General features: G+C 58.7%; 20 protein-coding genes and 1 pseudogene. 16 read left to right on the top strand and 5 right to left on the bottom strand.

Features of this window, described 5'->3' with window-relative positions; translation table 11 throughout:
- The first annotated feature begins 78 nt into the window (after positions 1–78).
- The 3 genes from F0311_RS06450 to F0311_RS06440 all read left to right on the top strand — a co-directional run bounded on the left by F0311_RS06450 (position 79) and on the right by F0311_RS06440 (position 3,004).
- A complete protein-coding gene (locus F0311_RS06450; protein WP_150461098.1) occupies positions 79–2,220 on the top strand; it encodes a RecQ family ATP-dependent DNA helicase in 2,142 nt (713 codons plus the stop codon).
- Positions 2,221–2,352: 132 nt separating this feature from the next.
- Positions 2,353–2,637 carry a PadR family transcriptional regulator gene (locus tag F0311_RS18990; protein ID WP_223881181.1) on the top strand — a complete coding sequence of 95 codons (285 nt, stop codon included), beginning with the start codon at positions 2,353–2,355 and terminating at the stop codon, positions 2,635–2,637.
- A complete protein-coding gene (locus tag F0311_RS06440) occupies positions 2,603–3,004 on the top strand; it encodes a hypothetical protein (protein WP_150461097.1) in 402 nt (133 codons plus the stop codon). The genes F0311_RS18990 and F0311_RS06440 overlap by 35 nt, the downstream gene beginning before the upstream one ends.
- A gap of 165 nt (positions 3,005–3,169) precedes the next feature.
- On the opposite strand, the gene F0311_RS06435 is transcribed toward F0311_RS06440, so the two are convergent.
- Positions 3,170–3,775, bottom strand: a complete 606-nt coding sequence (locus F0311_RS06435; RefSeq protein ID WP_150461096.1) for a TIGR03085 family metal-binding protein — start codon at positions 3,773–3,775, stop codon at positions 3,170–3,172.
- A gap of 201 nt (positions 3,776–3,976) precedes the next feature.
- The gene (locus F0311_RS06430) at positions 3,977–4,207 is read right to left on the bottom strand and encodes a hypothetical protein (protein WP_150461095.1); all 231 of its coding nucleotides are present in this window, start codon (positions 4,205–4,207) and stop codon (positions 3,977–3,979) included.
- A gap of 158 nt (positions 4,208–4,365) precedes the next feature.
- On the opposite strand from F0311_RS06430, the pseudogene F0311_RS18985 reads away from it, so the two are divergent.
- Both F0311_RS18985 and F0311_RS18415 read left to right on the top strand, forming a co-directional pair.
- Positions 4,366–4,632 (top strand): annotated as a pseudogene (locus F0311_RS18985) (GntR family transcriptional regulator); the annotation flags it as partial.
- A 30-nt stretch (positions 4,633–4,662) separates the two neighbouring features.
- Positions 4,663–5,100, top strand: a complete 438-nt coding sequence (locus tag F0311_RS18415) for a GntR family transcriptional regulator (RefSeq protein ID WP_223881180.1) — start codon at positions 4,663–4,665, stop codon at positions 5,098–5,100.
- Between the two features lie 335 nt (positions 5,101–5,435).
- On the opposite strand, the gene F0311_RS06420 is transcribed toward F0311_RS18415, so the two are convergent.
- A complete protein-coding gene (locus F0311_RS06420; RefSeq protein ID WP_150461093.1) occupies positions 5,436–5,726 on the bottom strand; it encodes a hypothetical protein in 291 nt (96 codons plus the stop codon).
- A 524-nt stretch (positions 5,727–6,250) separates the two neighbouring features.
- On the opposite strand from F0311_RS06420, the gene F0311_RS06415 reads away from it, so the two are divergent.
- The 10 genes from F0311_RS06415 to F0311_RS06370 all read left to right on the top strand — a co-directional run bounded on the left by F0311_RS06415 (position 6,251) and on the right by F0311_RS06370 (position 20,126).
- On the top strand, positions 6,251–7,201 hold the full coding sequence (locus tag F0311_RS06415) for an ABC transporter permease (RefSeq protein ID WP_150461092.1): 951 nt from the start codon (positions 6,251–6,253) through the stop codon (positions 7,199–7,201).
- Positions 7,202–7,237: 36 nt separating this feature from the next.
- Positions 7,238–8,107: an ABC transporter permease gene (locus tag F0311_RS06410; protein ID WP_150461091.1), complete on the top strand. Its 870-nt coding sequence runs from the start codon at positions 7,238–7,240 to the stop codon at positions 8,105–8,107.
- A gap of 193 nt (positions 8,108–8,300) precedes the next feature.
- Positions 8,301–9,704, top strand: a complete 1,404-nt coding sequence (locus F0311_RS06405; RefSeq protein WP_191089773.1) for an ABC transporter substrate-binding protein — start codon at positions 8,301–8,303, stop codon at positions 9,702–9,704.
- A 28-nt stretch (positions 9,705–9,732) separates the two neighbouring features.
- Positions 9,733–11,580: a dipeptide ABC transporter ATP-binding protein gene (locus F0311_RS18795; RefSeq protein WP_150461089.1), complete on the top strand. Its 1,848-nt coding sequence runs from the start codon at positions 9,733–9,735 to the stop codon at positions 11,578–11,580.
- Between the two features lie 38 nt (positions 11,581–11,618).
- Positions 11,619–12,794, top strand: coding sequence for a mandelate racemase/muconate lactonizing enzyme family protein (locus F0311_RS06395; RefSeq protein ID WP_150461088.1), 1,176 nt, complete (start codon positions 11,619–11,621; stop codon positions 12,792–12,794).
- On the top strand, positions 12,791–13,612 hold the full coding sequence (locus F0311_RS06390; protein WP_150461087.1) for an SDR family NAD(P)-dependent oxidoreductase: 822 nt from the start codon (positions 12,791–12,793) through the stop codon (positions 13,610–13,612). Before F0311_RS06395 ends, F0311_RS06390 begins: the two co-directional genes overlap by 4 nt.
- Before the next feature lie 8 nt (positions 13,613–13,620).
- Positions 13,621–14,382 carry a ribonuclease activity regulator RraA gene (locus F0311_RS06385; RefSeq protein ID WP_150461086.1) on the top strand — a complete coding sequence of 254 codons (762 nt, stop codon included), beginning with the start codon at positions 13,621–13,623 and terminating at the stop codon, positions 14,380–14,382.
- Entirely contained in the window at positions 14,379–15,323 is a 945-nt protein-coding gene (locus F0311_RS06380) for a dihydrodipicolinate synthase family protein (protein ID WP_150461085.1), read from the top strand. Before F0311_RS06385 ends, F0311_RS06380 begins: the two co-directional genes overlap by 4 nt.
- Positions 15,324–15,461: 138 nt before the next feature.
- Positions 15,462–17,060: an aldehyde dehydrogenase (NADP(+)) gene (locus tag F0311_RS06375; RefSeq protein WP_150461084.1), complete on the top strand. Its 1,599-nt coding sequence runs from the start codon at positions 15,462–15,464 to the stop codon at positions 17,058–17,060.
- A 147-nt stretch (positions 17,061–17,207) separates the two neighbouring features.
- The gene (locus F0311_RS06370; RefSeq protein ID WP_150461083.1) at positions 17,208–20,126 is read left to right on the top strand and encodes an FAD-binding and (Fe-S)-binding domain-containing protein; all 2,919 of its coding nucleotides are present in this window, start codon (positions 17,208–17,210) and stop codon (positions 20,124–20,126) included.
- A gap of 315 nt (positions 20,127–20,441) precedes the next feature.
- Here F0311_RS06370 and F0311_RS06365 read toward each other — a convergent pair whose 3' ends face one another.
- Together F0311_RS06365 and F0311_RS06360 are read right to left on the bottom strand one after the other, a co-directional pair.
- A complete protein-coding gene (locus F0311_RS06365) occupies positions 20,442–20,759 on the bottom strand; it encodes a hypothetical protein (RefSeq protein WP_223881164.1) in 318 nt (105 codons plus the stop codon).
- Between the two features lie 180 nt (positions 20,760–20,939).
- Positions 20,940–21,596, bottom strand: a complete 657-nt coding sequence (locus F0311_RS06360) for a TetR/AcrR family transcriptional regulator (protein WP_150461082.1) — start codon at positions 21,594–21,596, stop codon at positions 20,940–20,942.
- A 126-nt stretch (positions 21,597–21,722) separates the two neighbouring features.
- Between F0311_RS06360 and F0311_RS06355 the strand changes: the two genes are divergently transcribed.
- Complete coding sequence (locus F0311_RS06355; RefSeq protein ID WP_150461081.1) at positions 21,723–22,565, top strand: alpha/beta fold hydrolase; 843 nt, start codon at positions 21,723–21,725, stop codon at positions 22,563–22,565.
- Positions 22,566–22,866 lie beyond the last annotated feature (301 nt).

Raw genomic sequence — 22,866 nt, 5'->3', positions numbered from 1 at the left:
TCTCGGAAATAGGCGCGGCAGCGAAGGAGCTGAGGACGGCGGGTTTCTGCAGTGAATCCTATGGGAGAGTGAGGTGTGATGACCACTCCTGATGATCTCGATGCCACCGGTTCTGATTTTCGCACCGAGGCCCGTAGGGGCCTCATTGCGCTGACCGGGCAGGAGGTCGAGTTCAGACCCGGGCAGTTCGAGGCTATCTCCGCATTGGTCGAACATCGGCGGCGGGTCCTGATGGTGCAGAGGACCGGATGGGGCAAGTCAGCGGTCTACTTCCTCTCGGCTGCGCTGCTGCGCCGTCGAGGGAGCGGTGTGAGCCTGATCGTCTCACCCCTGCTGGCACTGATGCGGGATCAGATCCTCGCCGCCACGCGCGCAGGTGTCCGGGCTCAGGCGCTGAATTCGGCGAATGCGTATGAATGGGATGAGGTGCTCACTACCCTGCGCAACGATCAACTGGACGTTCTGCTCATCTCACCAGAGCGTCTGGCGAATCCCCGGTTCCGCGACGAGGTGCTTCCCCACATCTTGGAGCACCTGGGCATGCTGGTGATCGATGAAGCCCACTGCATATCCGATTGGGGACATGATTTCCGCCCCGATTATCGCCGGATCGGCAGTATTGTCCACGCCCTTGACCCTGACATTCCGGTCTTGGCGACCACGGCCACGGCGAACTCTCGCGTGGTCGAGGACGTGGCGCAGCAGTTGGCGCCCGAGTCTGAATCCTTGGGCGCCGAAGACGTCCTGGTGCTGCGCGGTTCACTGGGCCGGGAATCCCTGCGCCTGGGGGTGCTCACACTCGCCCAGCCCGAGCAGCGGGTCGCGTGGCTGGCCGAGCATCTGGGCTCGCTGGCCGGAAGCGGCATCATCTATGCGCTGACCATTTCCCAAGCGGAGAACCTCGCACATCATCTGCGCGCCCAGGGGTTTGAGGTGGCGGCATACACCGGGCGCACCGACCCTGAGGAACGGCAGGACCTGGAAAAGTCGCTGAAGGACAACCGTGTCAAAGCTCTGGTGGCGACCAGTGCGCTGGGAATGGGCTTCGACAAGCCCGACCTGGGGTTCGTGATTCATCTGGGTGCACCGTCCTCTCCAGTCTCCTACTACCAGCAGGTGGGCCGCGCTGGACGCGCTGTGGCCAATGCCGATGTGCTGCTGCTCCCGGGTTCCGAGGACGTTCGGATATGGGAACACTTCGCCCAGGCGTCCATGCCCACCCAAGAGGGTGCAGCAGCCGTGCTTGCCGCCTTGGGCACCGCTGATCCGCTTTCAGCCGCCCGGCTGGAGGCTTTGGTGGAGATCCGCCGTGGACCGCTGGAGCTGCTGCTGAAGGTCTTGGAGGTCGACGGCGCCGTCCAGCGAGTGAGCCGCGGCTGGGTATCCACAGGACGCAGTTGGGAGTACGACGCTCAACGGTATGCGAACATTCTGCGACTGCGCCGGGAAGAGCAGCGGGCCATGCTCGACTACGAACACCTCGCCGCTGACCAATGCCGTATGGTCTTCCTGGCCAGAGCGCTCGATGATCACCAAACTCAGCCGTGCGGCCGCTGTGATACCTGTTCCGGTCCCTGGTATCCCACCTCACTGGCGGAGTCCTCACTGGAACAGGCGAGGGCAAGCATCGACCGGGTCGGTGTGGAGATCGCAGCACGGCGCCAGTGGCCCACCGGGCTCGGCAGCCTCGGACTCAGTCTCAAGGGCAAGATCCCGGAGGCCGAGCGAGCCGAGGAGGGACGCGCGGTCGCACGGCTCAGTGACGTCGGCTGGGGGCCGCTGGTTCGCGAGGCGTTGCAGGCAGAGGACCTCCCCGTACCTGATCAGCTGCTGCAGGCGGCGGTGCGCGTCTTGGCCGAATGGCAGTGGCAGCGGCGGCCCGACGTCGTGGTCTCGTTGCCCTCCCGGAGGCATCCGATTCTGGTGCGCAGCCTGGCGGAGCGGATCGCTGAGATCGGGCGGCTGCCCTATGCCGGTGAGCTCGCCTGGGCCGACGGCGGGCCCCGCAGCTCACCAGAGTCAAACAGCGCTTTCCGGCTGGCGGGTCTGATGGACCATTTCGCTGTTTCCGAGGTCGTGGCGGCAAAATTAGGCGCAGCTGCGGTGTTACTGGTGGATGATGAGATCGTCTCGCGCTGGACCATGACCGTTGCGGCCAGAGAGCTCCGCCGTGCCGGCGCCGACGTCGTATTCCCCATGGCGCTGGGCCTGCGCGGATAGTTCTCGCTTGTCGGCAGACTCGTTTGCGGTTTCGCCGTTCTTCGATCGATTCAGAGCCTAAGCACATCACATCACACGTCAAGTAGATTGCATGGCTAACTAGTTAGCGGTACGATCTAGTCATGGGGAAGGATACCTCATCCCCATCGCCTTGAAGAAGCCGGCTTGGGTCGTATCAAAGGCGGCACCCTGTATCCGATCCTCTCTGAGTACGAGTCTTCCGGACTTCTCACTGCGTCCTGGCAAGAAGGTGAAGGCGGGCCTGGCCGCAAGGTCTTCTCCATCCCCCGAGGGGACGAGAAGAGCTGCACAACCTCCAGGAGCGATGGACTGGGTTTTCGGCTCACGCAGGAGCAGCTATCAACGCACAAGGAGAAAAACAATGACCATGGACCGCACGACCGCATACCTGGATGAACTTCACACAGCCTTAGAGCTGCGCGAGACACGGGATTCACTCACCGACGACGTGGTCCGGCAGGTCGAGAGCCACATCGCTGAAACTGGCGAAGACCCATACGAAGCCTTCGGTGATCCTGTCCAGTACGCGCAGGGGCATTCACCACGTTCCGCAACCGCCCCCTTCTGGGCCCTTCTCGCCGCCTCAGTCCTTCTGGCCTGTGGGGGCGGGTGGTTACTACTCCACGGCGTGATCAATGTGGCGGACTCACGTGAGATTTTCTGGGGCATAGGACCGATCTTCGGAGTGACTGCGGGAGCGGCGCTCCTTTTCCTGTGGGTCGCCTTTCTTGTCACCGCGGGGGTTGCACGTAAGAAGCGGTGAATCGACCCCAGTCTCCAGTGTCCTGTCAGACATCGCCGCACGGGCCTAGTAGCAGTTCTCCCTCGGCTCTACCAGCCCGTATCAGGATTGACGGGCCTTCGTAGACGCTTCACCCAAGCTTATGCTGATCGTCACCGACTGAGGTCGGGCCGAGGAGAGGGCGTTTCAGAGGGCGGTCAGATCCACGGCAGCCACACTCCGGCGGCCGAAGGCCCAGAGCACATTTTCCTCAGGCGGTCCTTGGATCACACAGAGAGGGTCCGTAGTCCGCCCCCTGGTCACCGCACCGTAGTTTGGGCTGATGAAAGTGATCCGCTGATGCTGCGAGCGCGCTGCCAGCAGAAAGAGCCCTTGGGTTCCTTGCTTCCACAGCTGCGCCCGAACATCTGAGTTGATGTCACGCCGGTTGTCCGGGTCGAAGTCCTGCTGAGCCCGGAGCACGTCCTCAGTGTGTACGTAGAATTCCACGGTGTTGGCGACGTTATCTACTGGGCGCAGGCGCGCAGGCGACCATCGCGGCGGGCCGGCAGCCACCCGATCCACCAGGGCCTGGTAGCCCACGCGCTTCAGCTCCTCCAGCGCAGCCCGTGCGCGCCGGCCCACCACCGGAAGTCTCTCCCCGGACAGAAGATCCGGCCGCGAATCGCGCACCACAATATGGACTGCCAGGTCCCGGGCATCCCAGCCCTCGCAGAGCGTCGGCGCATCCGCTGCGACACCGCGCAACGCCTCGGACAACGCTCTACGTTCTTGTGCTGCGGGATGGACCATAGGCTTAGTGTACGCCGGGTTATCCTCAGAGCTCGGGCCTATCCGGTGCAATTCCTGCCGATTCAATGCAATGCGGATGTTGAAGCAAACTGTGGGCCTCCATAGTCGATAGGGAGTTTGAGAACCCTTCCCCGGCCTTGAAAACCGTGGCTTCTCATTGGTCTCGCGGGGTCTACAGGCAGGATCGGAGGTCGCTGGAGCCTATGAAGTGTCAGGGCATCGTTCATGTTTTTTCGGTTGGTAGTCCCTGTCGGAGTCGATGAGATGTTCGGCGATGGTCGTCCCTATGGCTAGGTCGATGATCATGGTTTCTCGATCGTGCACCGGGGCGAGGACACTGGCGCCGCGGTGGTCACGGCATATGTTGAGGTGGCGCAGTTTGCCGGCGTAGCGCAGAATGATCTGTCCTTGAGCTTTCTGAACCGTCTGCACACCTCCCCGCGGACCAACGTGCATCGAGATCTGACCGCTATAAGGCTTACAGCCGGTTCACGGCTCGCGTTCGTCTGCTCCGCGGAGAACTATTCGCCATCGTTTTTCAAGCGGCCTCTCACCTTGCGCATTCTATATTGGTATGCCAATATACCAACATGCCAAATATAAACGTGACCCAGCTCACAGATAGGGCTCGTGGAGATTCGAGCACTTTCTCTCCTGCTGAGGTTCAACAACCCCTATCCCGTGCTGATCAAATCAGAGAGGCTCTCCGCCAAGGGATTCTCCAAGGAGCATTGGGGCCGGGCCATCCACTGGTGGAGCGCGATCTCGCGGCTAGATTCGGGGTCTCTAAGACCCCGGTCCGAGAGGCACTTAAGCAGCTTCGCTGGAGCGGGTTGGTCGAGTTCAGCTCCTACCAAGGCGTTCGCGTCCGCAGTATCGACGCAACTATGGCTGAGGAGCTTTACGCCGCTAGACTCGCCGTCGAGCCGGCTGCGGTCAGCCATAGCGTTGCCTCACGAGGTCCTGGGGTGCTTACTACTGCGCGTCAATCACTCGAACGAGCCCAGGCCCTCATAGCTGAAGACGACTGTGATTTCGCCGAACTGGGGCTAGCCAACCGAAACTTCCATCGTGAGCTATACGCAGTTGGAGGGAACTCCTTCCTATGCGACTTCGTCGACCAGTTGTATGACTTGACGACGTTGGTGGCCACCACCGGGTGGCGGATCATGGCTACTTTTAGTAAGGAAGCCGAGGAACATCAGGCAATTCTGCAGGCTGCAGAAGCAGGCGAATCCGACCGAGCCTACGACTTGCTTCGAGCCCATATCGAGACCTCAGCCGAAGTAGTGTCCAGTGTTCTGGGCAGTCGGGGCGGGTCATGAGGACTGCGGTATGGGCACACCCGGTGTCTTTCCTCGGTGATGGGTGGCGCGAGGCGCAACGACTGCGTGACGAGGGCGTGGAAGAGGTGCGTCTAGCGCTGGTTTATCACAGTGGCCGATGGCTTCTCACCACAAGTGCCCCGGGTGTTGTGACACATCTCCCCTCCGGTACCTGGTTTCAGCCTAAACCTGAACACTACGGTCGGCTGCGTCCTTCGGTAGCTGACCCCACAGCCCGAGACAAAGTGGTCGGAATGCTGGGTGAACACGGCCTGTCTGTAAATGCCTGGTTGGTCGGATTGCATTCGACCCCTCTAGCAAGTGCCAATCCAGATCTAGCTGTCCTCAATGTCTTCGGGCATCGGTACCGGCACGCTCTGTGCCCTGCGAATCCGGATGTCGAATCTTATGCTGCGAACTTGGTTCGTGATGTTGTGACGAACTCTGGAATCGATGCTGTGGAATTGGAAGCCTTTGGCTACCTCGGCTGGGCGCACGCCAGTGAACATGACAAGGGCGGAGCCGACTTGAGACCTGTTGACAGGTGGCTTCTCTCTTTGTGTGTGTGCCCCTCCTGTTCTGATCGTATGCGCCGTGTCGGTATAGACCCAGATGCCCTCGCGCATCGCGTCAGGCTAGTCGTGCAGGAACAGCTGCGCGAACCGCAACCAGCCGCCCCCGAAACTTCCGAAGACGCTGTCCGCGCGCTGGGAGAAGCTTTGCATCACTCCCTAATCGCCCTAAGGTCCGAGGTTACGGGCGATTTGATGACGGCTGTCACTGATGCAGTTCGGACTCGGAGGGCGCAAATTTGGCTGCGAGCCACGGGCGACCCATATCATTGCGGTGGGAAGAGCGCCGGAGACCTGGCCAGACTGGCAAAGATCGTTGACGGACTTACTGTCACTAACCTGAGCGGCGACGTCGACGCTCTCGATACAGACCTTGACGAGGCACAACGGGCGGGAGCTACACGTCTTACCGCTGGCTGGAGCCTGATTGGCTCCCACACCTCTTCCGCGGCGAAGCTAGTCGAAGTCGGATCCCGGGTCCGCGCCGCCGAAACCCTCTGCTTGTACGGCTACGATCTCGCGCCAAGCGAGCGCGTGGGTTGGATGTCGCGGGCTATACCCCGGGAGGTACCGCTGCCATGACGGGTTTTATCCTCCGCAGGGTCGTTCAACTTGTCATTGTCCTTGCCATCGTCTCAGTCGCACTGTTTCTGTTGCTGCGTCTGCTACCGGGCGACCCGACCACAACCATTCTAGGCACTGAGGCTACTCACGAACAGCGAGAGATTCTCCGCGCCGAACTTGGTTTGGACCAACCCTTGATAGTGCAATTCGGCCAATGGATTCTCAGCGTATTCAATGGAGATTTAGGAGAATCTTGGATCACTGGCGAACCAGTTTCTGCTGTAATGAGCGACCGACTTCCAGTCACTGTTCAATTGGGCGTGATGTCCCTCCTAGGGGCCCTCCTAATCGGGGTCCCCGCTGGAGTCCTCGCGGCGGTGCGTCGGCGCAGCACGTTAGACACAGCATTGACAGGCGCTGGCGTGTTCTTTCTGGCGATTCCGAACTTTTTTCTCGGTCCGCTTCTAGTGCTGTTATTCGCACTCTCCCTGGGGTGGGCTCCGCCCTCAGGATTTGTCAACTTCACGGACGATCCTATTGCGAACTTGATCCATATGGTACTGCCGGCTGTAACGGTTGGCAGCATGGTAGTTGCTGTGGTCATGCGCCAGGCCCGGGGGGCCATGCTTGACTCACTTGGCGGGGACTACATTCGTACCGCTAAGGCTACTGGGCTCTCCCGTGGTCGGGTCGTTATGGTCTATGCGCTGCGAAACGCGCTTCTTCCCGTGATTACAGTGACCGGTCTCCAGGTCGGCGCGTTGTTGAGCGGAACCATAGTTACTGAAACGATCTTCACCCTGCCTGGCATGGGCAGCCTCATTGTCAACTCGATCTTCAGTCGCGATTTGCCTGTAGTTCAGGGAGCGGTACTGCTAATTGTCGTGGCTGTACTACTGATCAACTTGGTGACGGATCTTATCTATGCCTGGCTCGACCCCAGGATTGTCTATGACGCCGCGTGAGCGCCCTGTTTTCTGCCACAGTGAAGGAGAAGAACCGTGACTCTCATCCAACTGACCACAAGTTCTTCGCGGAAGATCGCAGCGCGACTGCTACGGATGCTGCTTCGTGATTGGCGCGTCGTATTCGCATTGACGGTCTTCGTTGCGATAGGTTGCGCGGCACTCGTTAGCCCCTTCATCACCGATACCATGACCGCAACGGACACCGGCCGGCTTCTGCGGGGTCCGGGTCCTGGTCACCTACTTGGCACAGACAACCTCGGGCGCGACATTGGCGCGCGCCTTGTTGGTGGCGCCGTAGTTACGGTACAGGTCGTTGCGATCGCTGTCGGTGCAGCCCTTGTTGTCGGCACTGTGTTGGGCCTGCTGGCTGGTTACCTAGGTGGATGGGTTGATGCTGTTGTCATGCGTACCGTTGACGGGCTCATTGCGTTCCCATTGCTTGTCCTTGCGCTAACGATCGTCGCCGCACTTGGTCCCGGAGTCAACAACGCCCTCATCGCCATTGCAGTGGTTATCACTCCTCAGTTCGCTCGCTTGGTCAGAGGCGAGGTGCTTTCCCTTCGCACCCGCGACTGGGTTGCTGCGGCACGTATCGTTGGGGTTCCCACACCGGTGTTGCTGTACAGGCATGTTCTCCCGCACTTGGCAGGGACGCTCTTAGTTTTCACCGCACTCCAAGCGTCCACCGCTGTGGTCGCAGAAGGGGCGCTCAGCTTCTTAGGTCTAGGTGTCCAGGCACCTGACCCGAGCTGGGGTGCGATGGTCGCAAGCGGCACTAACTACTTATCTTCCAATTGGGCACTCAGCGTCTTCCCTGGTCTTGCCCTGTTTCTTACGATCGCAGCTTTCAACTTACTCGCGGATGCGCTACGAGATGTCTTTGACACTCACAGGACGAACTGATCTTCGTCTGACCACCACCTGATGAGAAAGGAAAATCATGACTAATACACCGAAGCGGGGAGACCGACGGAATGCTCGGAGACTCTCTCTGGCGGCAAGCACGCTTACTCTCGCCCTGTTTGTAGCGAGTTGCGGAGGTTCAGAAGCTGGTGACTCCGCCGGCACGCTAACTGTGGGTTTCGACAATGAACCTGTGACCCTTGATCCGGCTTTCAGCAGTGCCATCTCCTCAGACCGGAACGTCCTCAACATGTTCTATGACACTTTAGTCAGGCAGGATGCGGACGGTGAGTTTGTTCCAGCTCTAGCCGAGGACTGGGAGCAGGACGGTGACACCCTGAGGTTCTTCTTGCGAGAAGGCGTGACATTCCACGACGGAACTGACTTCGATGCTGAGGCAGCCGTTGCGAACCTGACGCGGGTAATGGACCCTGAAAATGGGAACACCAAAGCGGCGGCGTTGGCCAAAGTCGAAGAAGTCACGGCCGAAGGAGAACACATTCTGGAGTTGACTCTTTCCGAGCCCGATCCCATCCTCTTGGTCAACCTTGCGCACGAGGCCGGAATGATGGCATCCCCCAGTTCGTTAGAAGCAGACAGCTTAGATCGCGAACCTGTAGGCACCGGACCGTTTACATTGAGTTCTTGGCGATCCAACGTAAATCTCGTGGCCGAGGCAAATCCTGATTATTGGAGAACGGATGATGAAGGTGAGGCTCTGCCCCGGCTCGGGCAAGTCACCTTCGATTTCGTAACCGATCCCTCCACACTGCGAGCAAATCTCAGCGCAGGCCAGGTCGACATGGTTCGGGTCCTGCCTCCTGAGGAGTACCTTCAGTTGGAGGAAAATCCACAGGTCACCTTTGAAGACACTGGGGTGCGCCGATCCTACTACATCAGTATCAATCAGGAAGAAGGCGTGTTCGAGAACCCTCAAGCACGGGAGGCGCTCTCTCTGGCCGTGGACCGTGAGGGCATCGGTGAGGCTGCCGCAAGTGGCGAGTATGACATCTCGCCGTCCTTCGCGACCGAGTTCGATTGGTTCTTCGACGAGAGTATTCAGGTTCCCGAGCACGACCCGGAGCGTGCCGCCGAGCTCATCGAGGAAGCTGGCCTGGAAGGTGAGGAAGTGAGCATCTTGGTACGCCGTCGCGATCCCGATCCTACTATCGCCGAACTGGTCCAGTCCGAGCTCAACCAAACTGGCCTTTCAGCGTCGGTTGAGGTTCTTGAATTTGAGTCCCTGCTCGACCAGATGAATGAGGGTGACTACGACGCTGCAGTGATGGTGATCGACGTGCCCAGACTTGACCCGTCACTGACCTTCGATCCATATCTAGTTACAGGAGCGCCCAATAATTGGGGCGGGATATCCTCCGACGAACTCGATGATTTGCTTGCCGAGGGAACGCGAATCGAGGGGGAAAGCGAAAGAGCCGAGATCTACTCCGAAGTCCAACGGAGCATAGGCGACAATAACGACCTTGTCTTCCTGCACCAGCCTACTGCGCCGTTGATCCACGACGTGGACTTGCAGGGACTTGTATTCAATGTCGATGGGCAGTGGCGTCTCGATGAGGCCTGGTTTGAGTCCTAACCGTTCCCAAACCTAAGGAGCCTGAGCGATGTCGCTGCTGGAAATAGAAAACCTGAATGTGCAATTCAGTACTGGGAAACGCACAGTCCACGCCGTGAGCGGGGTTGACTTGCGAGTCCGGGCGGGAGAGTCACTTGCGCTAGTGGGTGAGTCTGGGTCGGGTAAGACAGTTACTGCGCTGAGCATCTTGGGCCTTACCCCGCCCGCGCCAACGTGCAGGGTCGGTGGGGAGATCCGCTTTAGTGGACAGAATCTGCTCGGATTGTCTGAGAGTAGGTTGAAGGCTGTTCGAGGCGGTGAGGTCGCCATGGTTTTCCAAGATCCTACTAGTGCGCTGAATCCTCTGCTCACCGTTGGTACTCAAATTACCGACGCCGTTCAGTCGCATCTACCCGGACGGCGGCGGCGTGATGAACTCCGTGGACGCGCAGTCGAAGCCCTGGAATTGGCCGCTTTGGATAAACCATTGGAGAGGTTGCGTCAGTATCCCCATCAACTCTCTGGCGGCATGCGACAGAGAGCGGCCATCGCGCTTGCAATCGCGGCTCGGCCCAGACTTCTCATCGCGGATGAGCCCACGACTGCACTGGATGTGACGGTGCAGGGGGAGATTATGGAGACATTAGGGCGGCTCCGGCGTGAACTTGACATGGCGCTTGTTCTGGTGACCCACGACCTGGGTGTGGTCGCTGAGCACAGCGACCGGACTGCCGTAATGTATGCGGGTCGAATAGTGGAGCAGGGGCCTACCCAGCAGGTCCTCGCCAACCCACAAATGCCCTACACCCGGGCTCTCCTCGACGCGACGCCCCTGGTTGGGGCGCCGCCGAAAGAGAGATTGCGAGCCATCGGCGGGGCCCCGCCTGACCTTGCGGACTTGCCCGAAGGGTGTGCTTTCTCTCCTCGTTGTCCTTACGCCATAGATATCTGTCGCACGACAGTACCTGAGCTGACACGACGCGGTCCGGATCGAGTGGCTGCATGTATCCGGACTGACAATGGTCTGGTCATCAACGGGACAAAGTCACCTATCCCCGCTTCCTTCAGCACAGTATCTAAGTCTTCAGTCAACCCGGCGAGCAGCCCGAAGGTATTGGCACGATTCACAGACGTTGCCCTGCATTATCCGGTCCGTGGCGGACTACTGGGAAGGAAAACAGGCTATGTCCCAGCGGTCGATGGAGTTTCGCTGGACGTCTACTCGGGCAATACGCTGGCGGTGGTAGGGGAGTCAGGGTCTGGTAAGACGAGTCTGTCCCGCACACTGCTGCGCTTAGAAAAACCTACGGCTGGTCTGGTTACCTACGATGGCATCGATGTGTCACAGGCTCGGGGACGTGATTTAGCCAGACTTCAGCGAGAAGTTCAGGTAGTCTTCCAGAGCCCTTATGCGAGTCTCGACCCGCGCATGACCATTCAGCGCATTCTGGCGGAACCTCTTCGCGTTCATGGCGAACCGGTTGAGCGGGACCGTTTGGCGCGCCTCTTAGAATCAGTTGGGCTGGGGGAAGACGCCCTGGACCGCTACCCTGCGGCATTCTCTGGTGGCCAGCGGCAACGCATCGCCATAGCTCGTGCCGTGAGTCTCCGACCACGGCTCATTGTCTGTGACGAGGCTGTGAGCGCGCTAGACGTTTCAGTCCAAGCCCAGGTCCTTAATCTGCTCGGTGACCTGCAAGCCGAACACGGAATCGCCTATTTATTCATTACTCACGACCTCGGGGTAGTCCGGTCTGTCGCCGACGAGGTTGCCGTTATGCAGGCCGGCCAGGTCGTGGAGTACGGACCTGCCGAACGCGTCTATGCCCAACCCAAGCACAACTACACCCGGGAGCTGCTCGCTAATGCGCCTCGCCAAACCGCGGGTGCCTTGTGAACACAATATCCACCACGCACAACGAGAGGACAGTTTCCATGCCCCGGAATAATCCCCGGATTAATAAGGTACGGCTCACACCTGTTAACACCCCGCGACATAACAGCATCACTTGCGGCCACATCATGGTTGAATTACTCACGGATGACAACGACCTCGTCGGTCTGGGGGAGATGTCTGACCTCCAGCACCTGCCTCGCTATCATTTCGATGTGCCGGAGTTAGCGCAGACTCTGAACGACCTTCTGGTGGGCCTGTCTCCGCTGGAGTTGACAGAAGCCGAGACGAGATTAGAGGGCGAATTCCCGCAAGCTGAGTATATTTACGATAAAAGCCGGGCCATCAAATGCGGTGTGGACATTGCGTTATGGGATTTGGCTGCCAAGCATCTCGACGTGCGTGTTTGCGATTTGCTCGGTGGGCAGGTCCGTGACTCCGTTGCCATCGCTTATCCAATCTTCCGGCAGACCCATGAAGATGACTTGGAAGTCAACCTGGAAATGATGGACCGCCGGATCAGTGAGGGTTTCAACCACTTTCGCGTGTACGTAGGACGACATTTGGATCTGGACGAGCAGTTTCTACGCCGGGCTCGTGATCGTTTCGGCGATACCGTCAGCTTCAAGTCCCTGGATTTCTCTAATATGCTCTCGGCGAAAGAGGCGTGCGTTTTCACAGAGCGAGTAATGGACGTTGGCTTTGACATGGTCGAGGCGCCCGCGCCCAACCACGACATCCGTGGTCTTGTGTTCGCAAAACAGCGACTACCCGTGCCCGTGAGCGAACACATCTACGGTAACCGTTGGGCACTCGATCTAGTTGCTGCCGACGCTGTGGATGTGTTCAACGTTAGCGTGATCGCCATCGGCGGCATTACCCCTGCCCGGCGAATATTCGCTCTCGCCGAAGCAGCTGGAAAACCCTGCCTGGTTGGAACCACTCAGGAACTGTCCGTAGGCACTGCTGCCGCCGCCCATGTGGCCATGGCGATGCAGACGGTGAAGTTGCCCAGCGACCCCGTCGGCCCACTGCTCTACACCACCGACGTGGTTAAGGAGCCTGTCAGTTATGAGAAGGGACGCCTGCTGGTCCCGGATGGACCCGGATTGGGCATGAGTCTGGACCGTGATCGACTAAATGCTTGTGCCTCTCCGCTGACATGGTCGCAAAATAGCCGTGAACAGGTCGAGGACAGGGCGGCGGTGAGACAGTGAGTACACGGACTGCTATTGTCACTGGCGCGGGACGTAACATCGGGTTTGCGATCGCTCGCCACCTCGCTTTGAAACGTCTCCGGGTGGTCGTCAATGCGCTCCATGCTGATGAGGCCGAGCACGCTGCAGCTGCCCTCCGCAGTACAGGGGGCGAGGCCGTTGGGGTGGCGGCCGATGTATCTGATCCTGACGAGGTCGCGGCTTTGTTCGACGTAGTCGCTGACAGGTGGGGCGTGGCCGACGTATTGGTGAACAATGCCGCGGCTCCCATGGTCGCACGTCAACCGCTCTTGCAAGTCGACCCCGGTGACTGGGATCGCAGCTTTGCCGTCAATGCCAGAAGTGTCTTTCTCTGCGTGCGTGAGTTCGCTCACGCCGCCACTCAAGGGGGGAAAGTTGCCGCATCCGATAGCGCAGTGGTCAACATCTCCTCAGTCGGCGCTACTCGGGCCCACCGCAATGCTGTGGCTTACGACGCGACTAAGGGAGCAGTCGAGGCTGCTACCCGTTCGATGGCTCTCGACCTGGCACCACTTGGCATTCGCGTCAATGCTGTTTCGCCGGGCGCTGTGATCAACGATCGGCTGGCCGGGGCTGACCCTGCAGATCTCGCGGCCCGCGCCGCAACCATTCCATTGGGACGGATCGGCACCGGTGACGATGTCGCGACTGCCGTCGCCTTTCTCGCCGGGTCGGAATCTGCCTACGTCACCGGTCAGGTACTCCAGGTGGACGGCGGTCTCAGCGCGCAAGCCCGCCCCCCGGGAGCTGACGTCTTCGCCGACCAAGGACCCCACACCACACCTTTTAGGAAGTGATTAACTCCATGCCCGATCAGCCAAAACATGGATCTTCAACTGTGCTAAACCCGAAAGATCTAGCCGCTCTCTCCCGTGCTAGTACTGCCACTATCACCACACAACTTTTCAAGTTAGGTTATCGCAATACCTTCCTGGCTGGAGTGCGGCTCCAAAGCAGCCCTACTGGTCGAATGTTGGGGGAAGCATTTACCTTGCGATACATTCCCGCACGTGAAGACATCGATGTCTTGGCCGCCTTTGACGACTACGACCACCCACAGCGTAAAGCCATTGAGTCCACCAAATCTGGCCAGATTCTAGTCATGGACTGTCGCCAGGAAACACGCGCGGCCTCCGCTGGGCACATTCTGCTCACCCGGGCTGCAGCTCGCGGTGCGGCGGGCGTGGTCACAGATGGATCTTTGCGCGACATCGCCGGGATCTCGGAACTCGACATGCCTGTTTATGCGGCTGCCCCGGCGGCGATGACAAATCTCGCTACCCATCACGCGGTCGACCTGAACGTGCCGATTGGGTGCGCGGGAGTTCCCATATTCCCCGGGGACATACTAGTTGGTGATAGCGACGGCGTGGTTTGCGTACCGCGGCACCTGGTGTCCGATATCGCACAACCCGCTGCCGAACAGGAGGCTTTGGAGGACTTTATTTTGTCGCAGGTACAAGCAGGAGTGGGGCTTCGGGGCACTTATCCGCCCGATGAACAGACGATGGAGAGATATGCGCGTTACTGCGGCAACCATCCTTCTTACAAAGAGGACCTTGCATGACCGGTTATAAGCACGCCCATCCTGCTTCATCCAAAGAAGATGCGACTGCTCTTGTTCAGACTCTGAGCGGCGTTAGCTGTGTCCTTATAACGCCATTCTATGATGGCTTCGTTGGGGTGGATAAGACATTATTGTCCAACCTGGCGGCGTCCATTGCTAACCAGGGTATTCATAGCCTGACTGCACTAGGCAACACCGCAGAGGTGCACCAGTTGGATTGGTCTGAACGTGAGGCGGTGTTGGGGTCGGTCGCGGCAGCTGGTGAGACGGCGACTCTCATCGCGGGAGTCAGTGGGCCGTTCCCCAGTCTCATAAGGGAGGCCGAACTAGCCACTGAACTCGGCTACAAGGCCATCATGGTCCATGAGCCGACCGACCCATTTGGGGACGCTCAGGGTCTTCTTAACTACTATTTTGCTTTGTGCGATGCCTCTCCGCTCCCTGTGGTTCTGTACTTGCGCACGTCATTGTTAGATGTCTCCAATTTGGCACGGTTGATTGACCACCCAGCCGTAGTGGGAGTCAAGTACGCGCGATCAGATTTGGAATCCATGGCCGCGTTGCGCGGAGTTGTCGGGTCGACTGGCTGTGTGTGGATTAATGGTGCCGCGGAGACAAGGGTCGCTGACTTTTTAGATCTCAGCGTCACGGGGTTTACCTCCGGACTAGCCAACGCGATACCCGCTGCCTCGCTCGCTATACACCAAGCTGCAGTCGAAGGAGACCAAGAGCGTCTTGGCCATCTGATAGATCTAGTCCGACCTTTGGAGGATTTGCGCACAAAAAACCGTAACCGTAACAACGTCGCTGTCATCAAAGAGTTGCTGCGACTCAACGGCCTGCCCGTGGGCCAAGTGCGGCCGCCGCACATGCAACTAGACACTGCAACAGCTCTAGCTGTGCGGGAGCTACGAGAAGCGGTTCTTGCAGAGATCCCCTAAGGCGGGCACCTGGCGTACTGTTTCATTTCCTGACCTTTTAAGGATCTTCCACGGACCCATCTCCGACATAAGAATAGACCGAATTTTCACGTGTGGACCATTAATGCCCTCCGCGGAACAGAAGAATTGGAGCTGAGTATGAGTCAGAATCTGAAGGGACACTCGATCATTGCCGGCGAGCACATTGTCGGCAGGGGGAAAACGATTTACGGATACAACCCCGCTACTGGTGAGGCACTTGAGCCAGGGTTCACTCTGATCGATGAGTCACAGCTGAAGACTGCTACAGCGGCCGCTGCCGAGGCTTACCAATCCTTGTCGACTCTGGATCCGGAGGCCCACGCAGACTTCCTGGAGAAGGTCGCTGAAAACATCGAGGCCATCGGTGAACAGATTACTAGGCGGCTGTTACTTGAGACTGGACTTCCGGAGGCTCGGGCAACCGCCGAGCGGGGCCGGACAGTCAACCAATTGCGGCTCTTCGCCAAGGTGGTGCGTCAGGGAGACTTTCGGGGAGTTCGCTGGGACCCTGCTTTGCCGGAACGTCAGCCGATGCCGTGTCCAGATATCCGTCAGCGCAAAATTTCAGTGGGACCGGTCGCAGTTTTCGGCGCTTCGAACTTTCCGCTGGCGTTTTCGGTTGCTGGTGGAGATACCGCCTCGGCGCTGGCTGCTGGCTCTCCTGTTATTGTCAAAGCCCATAATGCCCATCCAGGGACCTCAGAGATCGTGGGAACCGCCATCACCCAGGCAGTAGCGGATGCCGGGCTGCACCCTGGGGTGTTCAGCCTGATCTACGGACCCGGCTCGTCGATAGGTCAGGCGCTGGTCTCAGACCCGGCCATCAAATCTGTCGGATTTACTGGTTCCCGTGCTGCGGGCACTTCTCTGATGAGGGTTGCAGCCGCACGGGAGGTGCCGATCCCGGTCCATGCGGAGATGAGCAGTATTAATCCTGTGTTCATCTTCAATGGAGTGTTAAGCAACGATGACGATGGGATGTCCGATTTGGCTAGTGCCTATCTGACTTCTGTCACCGGATCTTCCGGGCAATTATGTACCCAACCCGGACTGGTGTTCGTTCCCACTGGAGAGAAGGGCGACGCCTTTGTTATGGCTGTCGGTGCGGTGACAGGTTTGACTGCAGGGCAGACTATGCTCTCCGAGCCGATTTACGGTTCGTGGAAGGAAGGGGTCGAGCAGCTAGCAGCCCAACCCAGCGTCGAGTTGGTTGGCAAGGGCAGTGAAGGTGAGACCCAGAACGCGCCTGCCCCAGTGATCTACCAGGCCACCGCAGAGCAGTTTCGGAACAACCCGGTGTTGCACCAGGAGATCTTCGGAGCGGCATCGTTGATCATCCGATACGATTCCGCCGACGATCTCATCAACGTAATACGGCAACTGGAGGGGCAGCTTACCGCGTCTCTGCATCTCACCCACGATGACTACTCGACCGCCGCTCCGCTGGTGCCTGTGTTGGAGCAGAAGGTTGGTCGTCTCCTGGTCAACGATTGGCCCACTGGTGTGGAAGTCAACCACTCCATAGTCCATGGTGGACCGTTTCCGGCTACTTCTGATGCACGCACGACAAGTGTGGGAACTCTAGCGATTGAAAGGTTCCTGCGACCAGTCGCCTACCAGAATTTCCCAGAAGCCCTAATGCCGGCCCCAGTGCAGGCTGAAAATCCTTGGGGGCTGAACCGGCGAGTCAACGGCGAGGTGAGACAGGAGGACTAAAGCCGGCCGGGTATGCAGAAGGACTCTCCAGCCCCTCGTGCACCACTGTGCAGGGAAGCGACGGCGAATTTGATGCTGATAATTCCCTGTTGGACATTGACCCGGCGAGAAATCGATTGGATGAGCTAAGGACCGAACGGATATAAGATGAATCGTCATTCCCCACATGATGAGGTAGATTCGACGCTCGCTACGGCACTGCGTGGTGCGGTTGCAGAGGTGAGTGTGCGAGCTATTGATAGGTTTGCGGCGGCGCATGATGCCTCGCACTATCGGATGACCCCTCAGGTGCTTGTTAAGCCGACTACCATTGATGAGTTGGCGGCTCTGTTCGCTGAGTGCCGTGAGCGCCGGATGCCACTAACTTTCCGCTCAGGCGGTACCAGCTTGTCGGGGCAATCGGTCACCGAATCGGTTCTGGTCGATACCCGTCGGCACTTTCGACAGATCGAGGTCCTTAACGGTGGTACCCGAGTTCGCTGCGGACCGGGAGCGGTGCTCCGCAATGTCAACGCGCGATTGATTCGACATGGCCGTAAGCTTGGGCCTGACCCCGCCAGCGAGATTGCCTGCACCATCGGGGGTGTGGTAGCCAATAACTCATCGGGCATGGCTTGTGGTATCGAGTCCAACACTTATCAAACTTTAGATTCAGCAGTGCTGGTGCTCCCAAGCGGCACTGTGGTTGATACTGGTACCAATAATGCTGACGCAGCCCTTCGCCGAGATGAGCCGGAGATTCACGCAGGATTGGCGGCTCTGCGGGATCGGCTACGCGGGGACCAGCAGACGATAGAACGAATCGAGGCTTTGCATTCGATCAAGAACACCATGGGCTATGGGTTGAACTCGTTTCTTGACTATGACGAGCCAGTCAAGATTCTAGAGCACTTGTGCATCGGCTCCGAGGGGACACTGGCGTTCATAGCCGAGGCTACCTTTTGTACGGTGACGGTGAAACCTCACGTAGCGACAGGACTGCTGATCTTCGAGGACCTGCGAACTGCTACTGCTGCACTCCCGGACTTAGTGGCAGTTGGCCCGGCCACAGTAGAACTGATGGATGCCACGAGCCTCCGGGTAGCTCAGCAAGATCCCAACTGTCCACGTGAGATTGTCTCGATCGATCTGGCCCATCACTGCGCATTGTTGGTGGAGTTCCAGGAGGCCGAAGACCATCGGCTCACCGAGAAGCTCAATTCAGTCGCCTTGGTATGGCAGAAGTTCCCACCTTTTCTCGATGTGGAGTTCTCCAGTGATCCTGGTCGCCGGTCAGCTTTGTGGGCCACTCGCAAGGGACTTTTCGCCGCTGTGGCGAGTAATCGCCCCTCGGGCACTACTGCGTTGCTGGAGGACATTGCAGTGCCCATGGAAAGACTGGGTGAGACTTGTGAAGCTCTGACCATGCTGTTCGACGCGTATGGTTACGACGATGCGGTGATTTTTGGTCATGCAAAAGACGGCAACATCCACTTCATGATCACTGAACAGTTCAGCGCAGCTGACGAGGTCGATGAGCCAAACAACACCGCCCGTCGTGACTTGGAACTCGATGATGCCGAAATTGAGAGTCGTCACGCAGTGCTTCGTTACCGGGCTTTCACCGAAGATTTGGTCGACCTGGTGCTTTCCCAGGGCGGAACATTAAAGGCTGAGCATGGGACAGGACGAATGATGGCACCATTCGTCCCTCGCCAGGTGGGCCAAGAACTCTACCGAGCAATGTGGGAGGTCAAAGACCTCATCGACCCGGAGCATTTGCTCAACCCAGGAGTTCTGCTTACTGAAGATCCCCACGCCCACCTGCGGAACCTCAAGACTGCCCCTGGTGTCGAAGAAGAAGTTGACCGATGTGTGGAATGCGGTTACTGCGAACCGGTCTGCCCCAGCAAGGACCTGACGACCACCCCGCGAGAGCGCATCGTTATCCGTCGCGAGATCGCCCGTGCTGATGCCGAAGGCCATACCGAGTTGGCCGCCACCCTTAGGGGACAGTATGAGTATGAAGGGCTGGATACATGCGCGGTAGATGGTATGTGCCAGACCGCCTGCCCGGTCTTCATCAACACAGGAGACCTCGTCAGAAGGTTGCGGGAAGAAAACACTAGTCGGCTGGGCCAGCGTGCGTGGAATGCTGCAGCCCATCATTGGCACAAGGCCAGTGCTTTGGGGTCGCTGGCCTTGACATCAACGGATAAGTTACCTTCGCTGTTGCCTGTGGCCGCATCTTCCATAGCCCGCAAAGTGGCGGGAGAGGAGACAGTGCCCCAGTACAGCGCCGACCTTCCCACGGGAGGGGAGCAGCGCGTCACCATCGAGAATCCCCAGGCAGAGATCGTCTGGTTCTCCAGTTGCACGAACACGATTTTCGGCCCTGGTGAAGTAGTGGAACAGGCAAAAGTCGCCTGCGGTTTGGTAACTGTAGGCGTAGCCGACTCCTTCCGCATGCTATGTGAACGAGCGGGCATAGAAGTGTGCACTCCTGAAGGAGTCTCCAAGCTGTGCTGTGGTACTCCATGGAAGTCCAAGGGGTACCACAGCGGCTATCAGCACATGCGACAACAAGTAATCGAAAGGTTGAACCAAGCAACTGACGGCGGCAGAATCCCGGTAGTATCCGATGCTTCGTCCTGCACAGAAGGTTTAGCTGCCCTACTAGATGGCACAGCGATTGAAGTAATCGATGTTGTCCACTTTACTGCCGACAGAATACTCCCAAACCTGCCTGAGTTTTCGGAAGCCCAGGGTTTTCCCTCACTTACGTTGCACCCGACCTGCTCGTCGAGCCGGATTGGTTTGAACCCAGCGCTAGTAAAAATTGCCGAGGCGATCTCGGAGGATATTTACATTCCCGAATCCTGGAATTGCTGTGCCTTCGCAGGTGACCGCGGCATGTTACGTCCTGAGCTGACTGAGTCCGCAACTAAGCTCCAGGCAACGGAAGTGCGACAGTATGGCGCAGCTGCACACGCTTCGACCAACAGAACATGTGAGATAGGGATGTCCCGTGCAACAGGCATAGAATACCGTCACATCCTAGAGCTTTTGGTCGTGGCCTTGCCATAGCCTGTCCAGCACATTGCTCCAGACATTTACCATCGGATGGGGCTGGTGCAGGGGTAGGTCGAAGCAGCCATGACTGACATCGCTCGTGCGTGGGGAACCGGTGGCGATCTCCCTTTTCGCGCTCGGCCTGCTGATCCTTGCCATTGGTGCCGCGCTGCTGGCGGTCGATACTTGGAACTGTGCCCCCATGCACTGGGCCGGCATACCGCTAGCTTTACTGGTGATCCTGTATCTGCCGCAGTTCTTCGCTCCCGACGTGGTGCGCGTAGCCCACGGGATTCTACTCGGTGCCGCGTGCGTGTTCTGGGCCTTCGCTCACGTCCATATCCGGGTGGTGAGGACTAGACGGTAGCCATCAGGATCAACGAGGGTGACTCCGCCCTCGTCCCAATAGGGATTCTCTGAGGCCACGGTAGTCCCGCCCAGACGCTCCAATCTCGTCTGTACCTCTTGGACGGAGGAGCTGTCGCCGAGGTAGAACACCAGAAGGTCGTCGATGGTCGGAGACGGGATGATCGTGTGAGGCTCACACCGGGTGAATTCCAGATGCCACCGGGCGTTCTCGAAGCCGCACATCACTAGCTCCCAGCACCGTTGCTCGATCTGGGCATCGCCCTCGTAGAGGACAGACATGCCTAGGCCCTCAACCTAGAAGCGGCGAATGCCTGCTGGATCGAGTGTAGGGCGAGCAATTCGAATATGTGCGTCGCTGGTCTTCATGGGTAACCCGCCCCCACCCGAGGTGAAGCAACAACACTGGTACGCAACAGCATCAGAATAGTCCCTGTGGGGAGCGCCTGATCCTTGCGGTGATCACTGGCTGCGCTCGGTTGTGATACCTCGCCGTAGTAATTGGAACGCTTGTTTGAAAAGTGGTGAGAGCTCGGCATGGGGATCTTTCTGTTCCGCCCAGGCAATGATGACATTCAGCACGGTCGAAGCGACCATCCCCGCGACGATCCTCAGTTCCACAGCATCTCGGCCTTGCTCTCTTCCCCATGATAGGACTGAGCGGAGTTCGGCCTCCATGGCATCGGCCTGCCGGTGCATGGCCGCGAGGATCATCGGTTCCTCCACGATATAGCTGATGCGGCGGCGCAGGAACTCCCTTTCACTCTCATCGAGCGCGTCAACGTAGGTGCCCACGCGGCGTACTTGGGTCTCGATCGCGTCAAGCACAGCACCCTGTTGAAGACCATGTTCAATGCCACTCATCAGGCCCCGATCATGCTCGTCCCAGAGCACAATGTGCTCCTTGGTGCCGAAGTAGCGATATATCGAACTGGGTGAAACGGCTGCTTCGGCGGCGATCTGCTCCACTGTGACTCTCTGGTACCCCTCGACGTCGAAAAGCTCAAGGGCAACCCGTTGAATGTGGCGCATAGCGGTGAGCTTCCTCTGCTCCCATGCACCTAAATCTTCGCTCATGCTCAGCATGATAACCCTGGATCGAACAAACTTGATAGTCACTTGCAGGTATGCGATGCAGGCGCTATAGTGAACACACTTGAAAGTCACTATCAGATTGGAGGTTCTCCTGTGCGAGGTTCGACCCCTGCCTCATCGTTCGTCAGCCCGCAATGGCGTGAGAAGTTCATGAACCATTACGAGCACATGCTGCATGACTGGCCCTCTCACCAGCGAGAGCTCATCGCTCATCGCTACGGGCGTACCGGGGTGCTTGTCGCCGGCAATGTGGAGAGCCCACCCTTGGTACTGCTGCACGGGCGCTACACGCCCTCGCCGAGTTGGACCCCTCTGATCCACGATCTAGCCTCCCGCTACCGGGTGTATGCCATCGACACCATCGGCGAGCCCGGACTCAGCGTCAACGACGGCGTGAGGCTACGGTCAGACGGGGACTACACCGCTTCGCTGGTAAGCACCTTAGATGGTCTTGGCCTGGGAGCTGCTCATGTATGCGGGTACTCCTTTGGCGGGTGGCTCGCCGCCGGGCTGACGGTGGCACACCCCTCACGGGTGAGATCATTAACGCTGTTGGATCCCGCTCAGGTATTCGCCCCCTTCAGGCTGCGCTGGATACTGCACTGCATCCGCCCGTATCTCTTCCCCACTGAACAGAACATCAACCGGCTCTTCCGCTGGGCCGGGCAAGGAGCCCCAGGCCACGACGACATCATCGAACTGGCCACACTGGCCATGCGTTCCTTCCGCATCAAGGCACCGGAAGCCTCCTTGGTACCCAAGGTCCAGCTACGAGAACTCGACATGCCAGTCCAGCAACTCATTGCAGTGCAATCGGTCGTCCACTCTCCCGAGAGGGCACAACGCAGAGCCGAGCGCATCAACCTAGCGGTGAAAACGCTCCTGGTGGAGGACAGCTCCCACTTCATCATCCACAACCAACCCACCCAAGTGCTCCAAGCACTCGATGACCTCATCACCGCCACCGAACAATGTCCAGTGAACCGCTTGTAAGTCTTGAGGTGGCTGGCCTGGGGCTGGCTGGCAGGGTTGGTGTCGTCACCTGATCCCGGGCGTGACCCTTGAATCGCCTGGCCTCCATGTGGAGTGTCTTTCCCAGGATCTGTCCGTTTGGTTTCGGGTGCCGACACCAGCCCTGGGCCACCACGATGGCCTGATCAGAAGCATGTCCATCCCATGGAATCCGCAGTCGGTGGGGTGTGACCCATTACAGGCATGCCTCGTAGTGACTTCTCTCCCCGGACCGGCGTCGGCAACGACGTATCTGTCCAAGACGAGAGAACAGGAACACCGT

Source organism: Nesterenkonia ebinurensis (assembly GCF_008711175.1).
Classification (GTDB): domain Bacteria; phylum Actinomycetota; class Actinomycetes; order Actinomycetales; family Micrococcaceae; genus Nesterenkonia; species Nesterenkonia ebinurensis.
The sequence above is the reverse complement of the archived record's forward strand: the minus strand, read 5'-3'. Positions and strand labels throughout refer to the sequence as shown.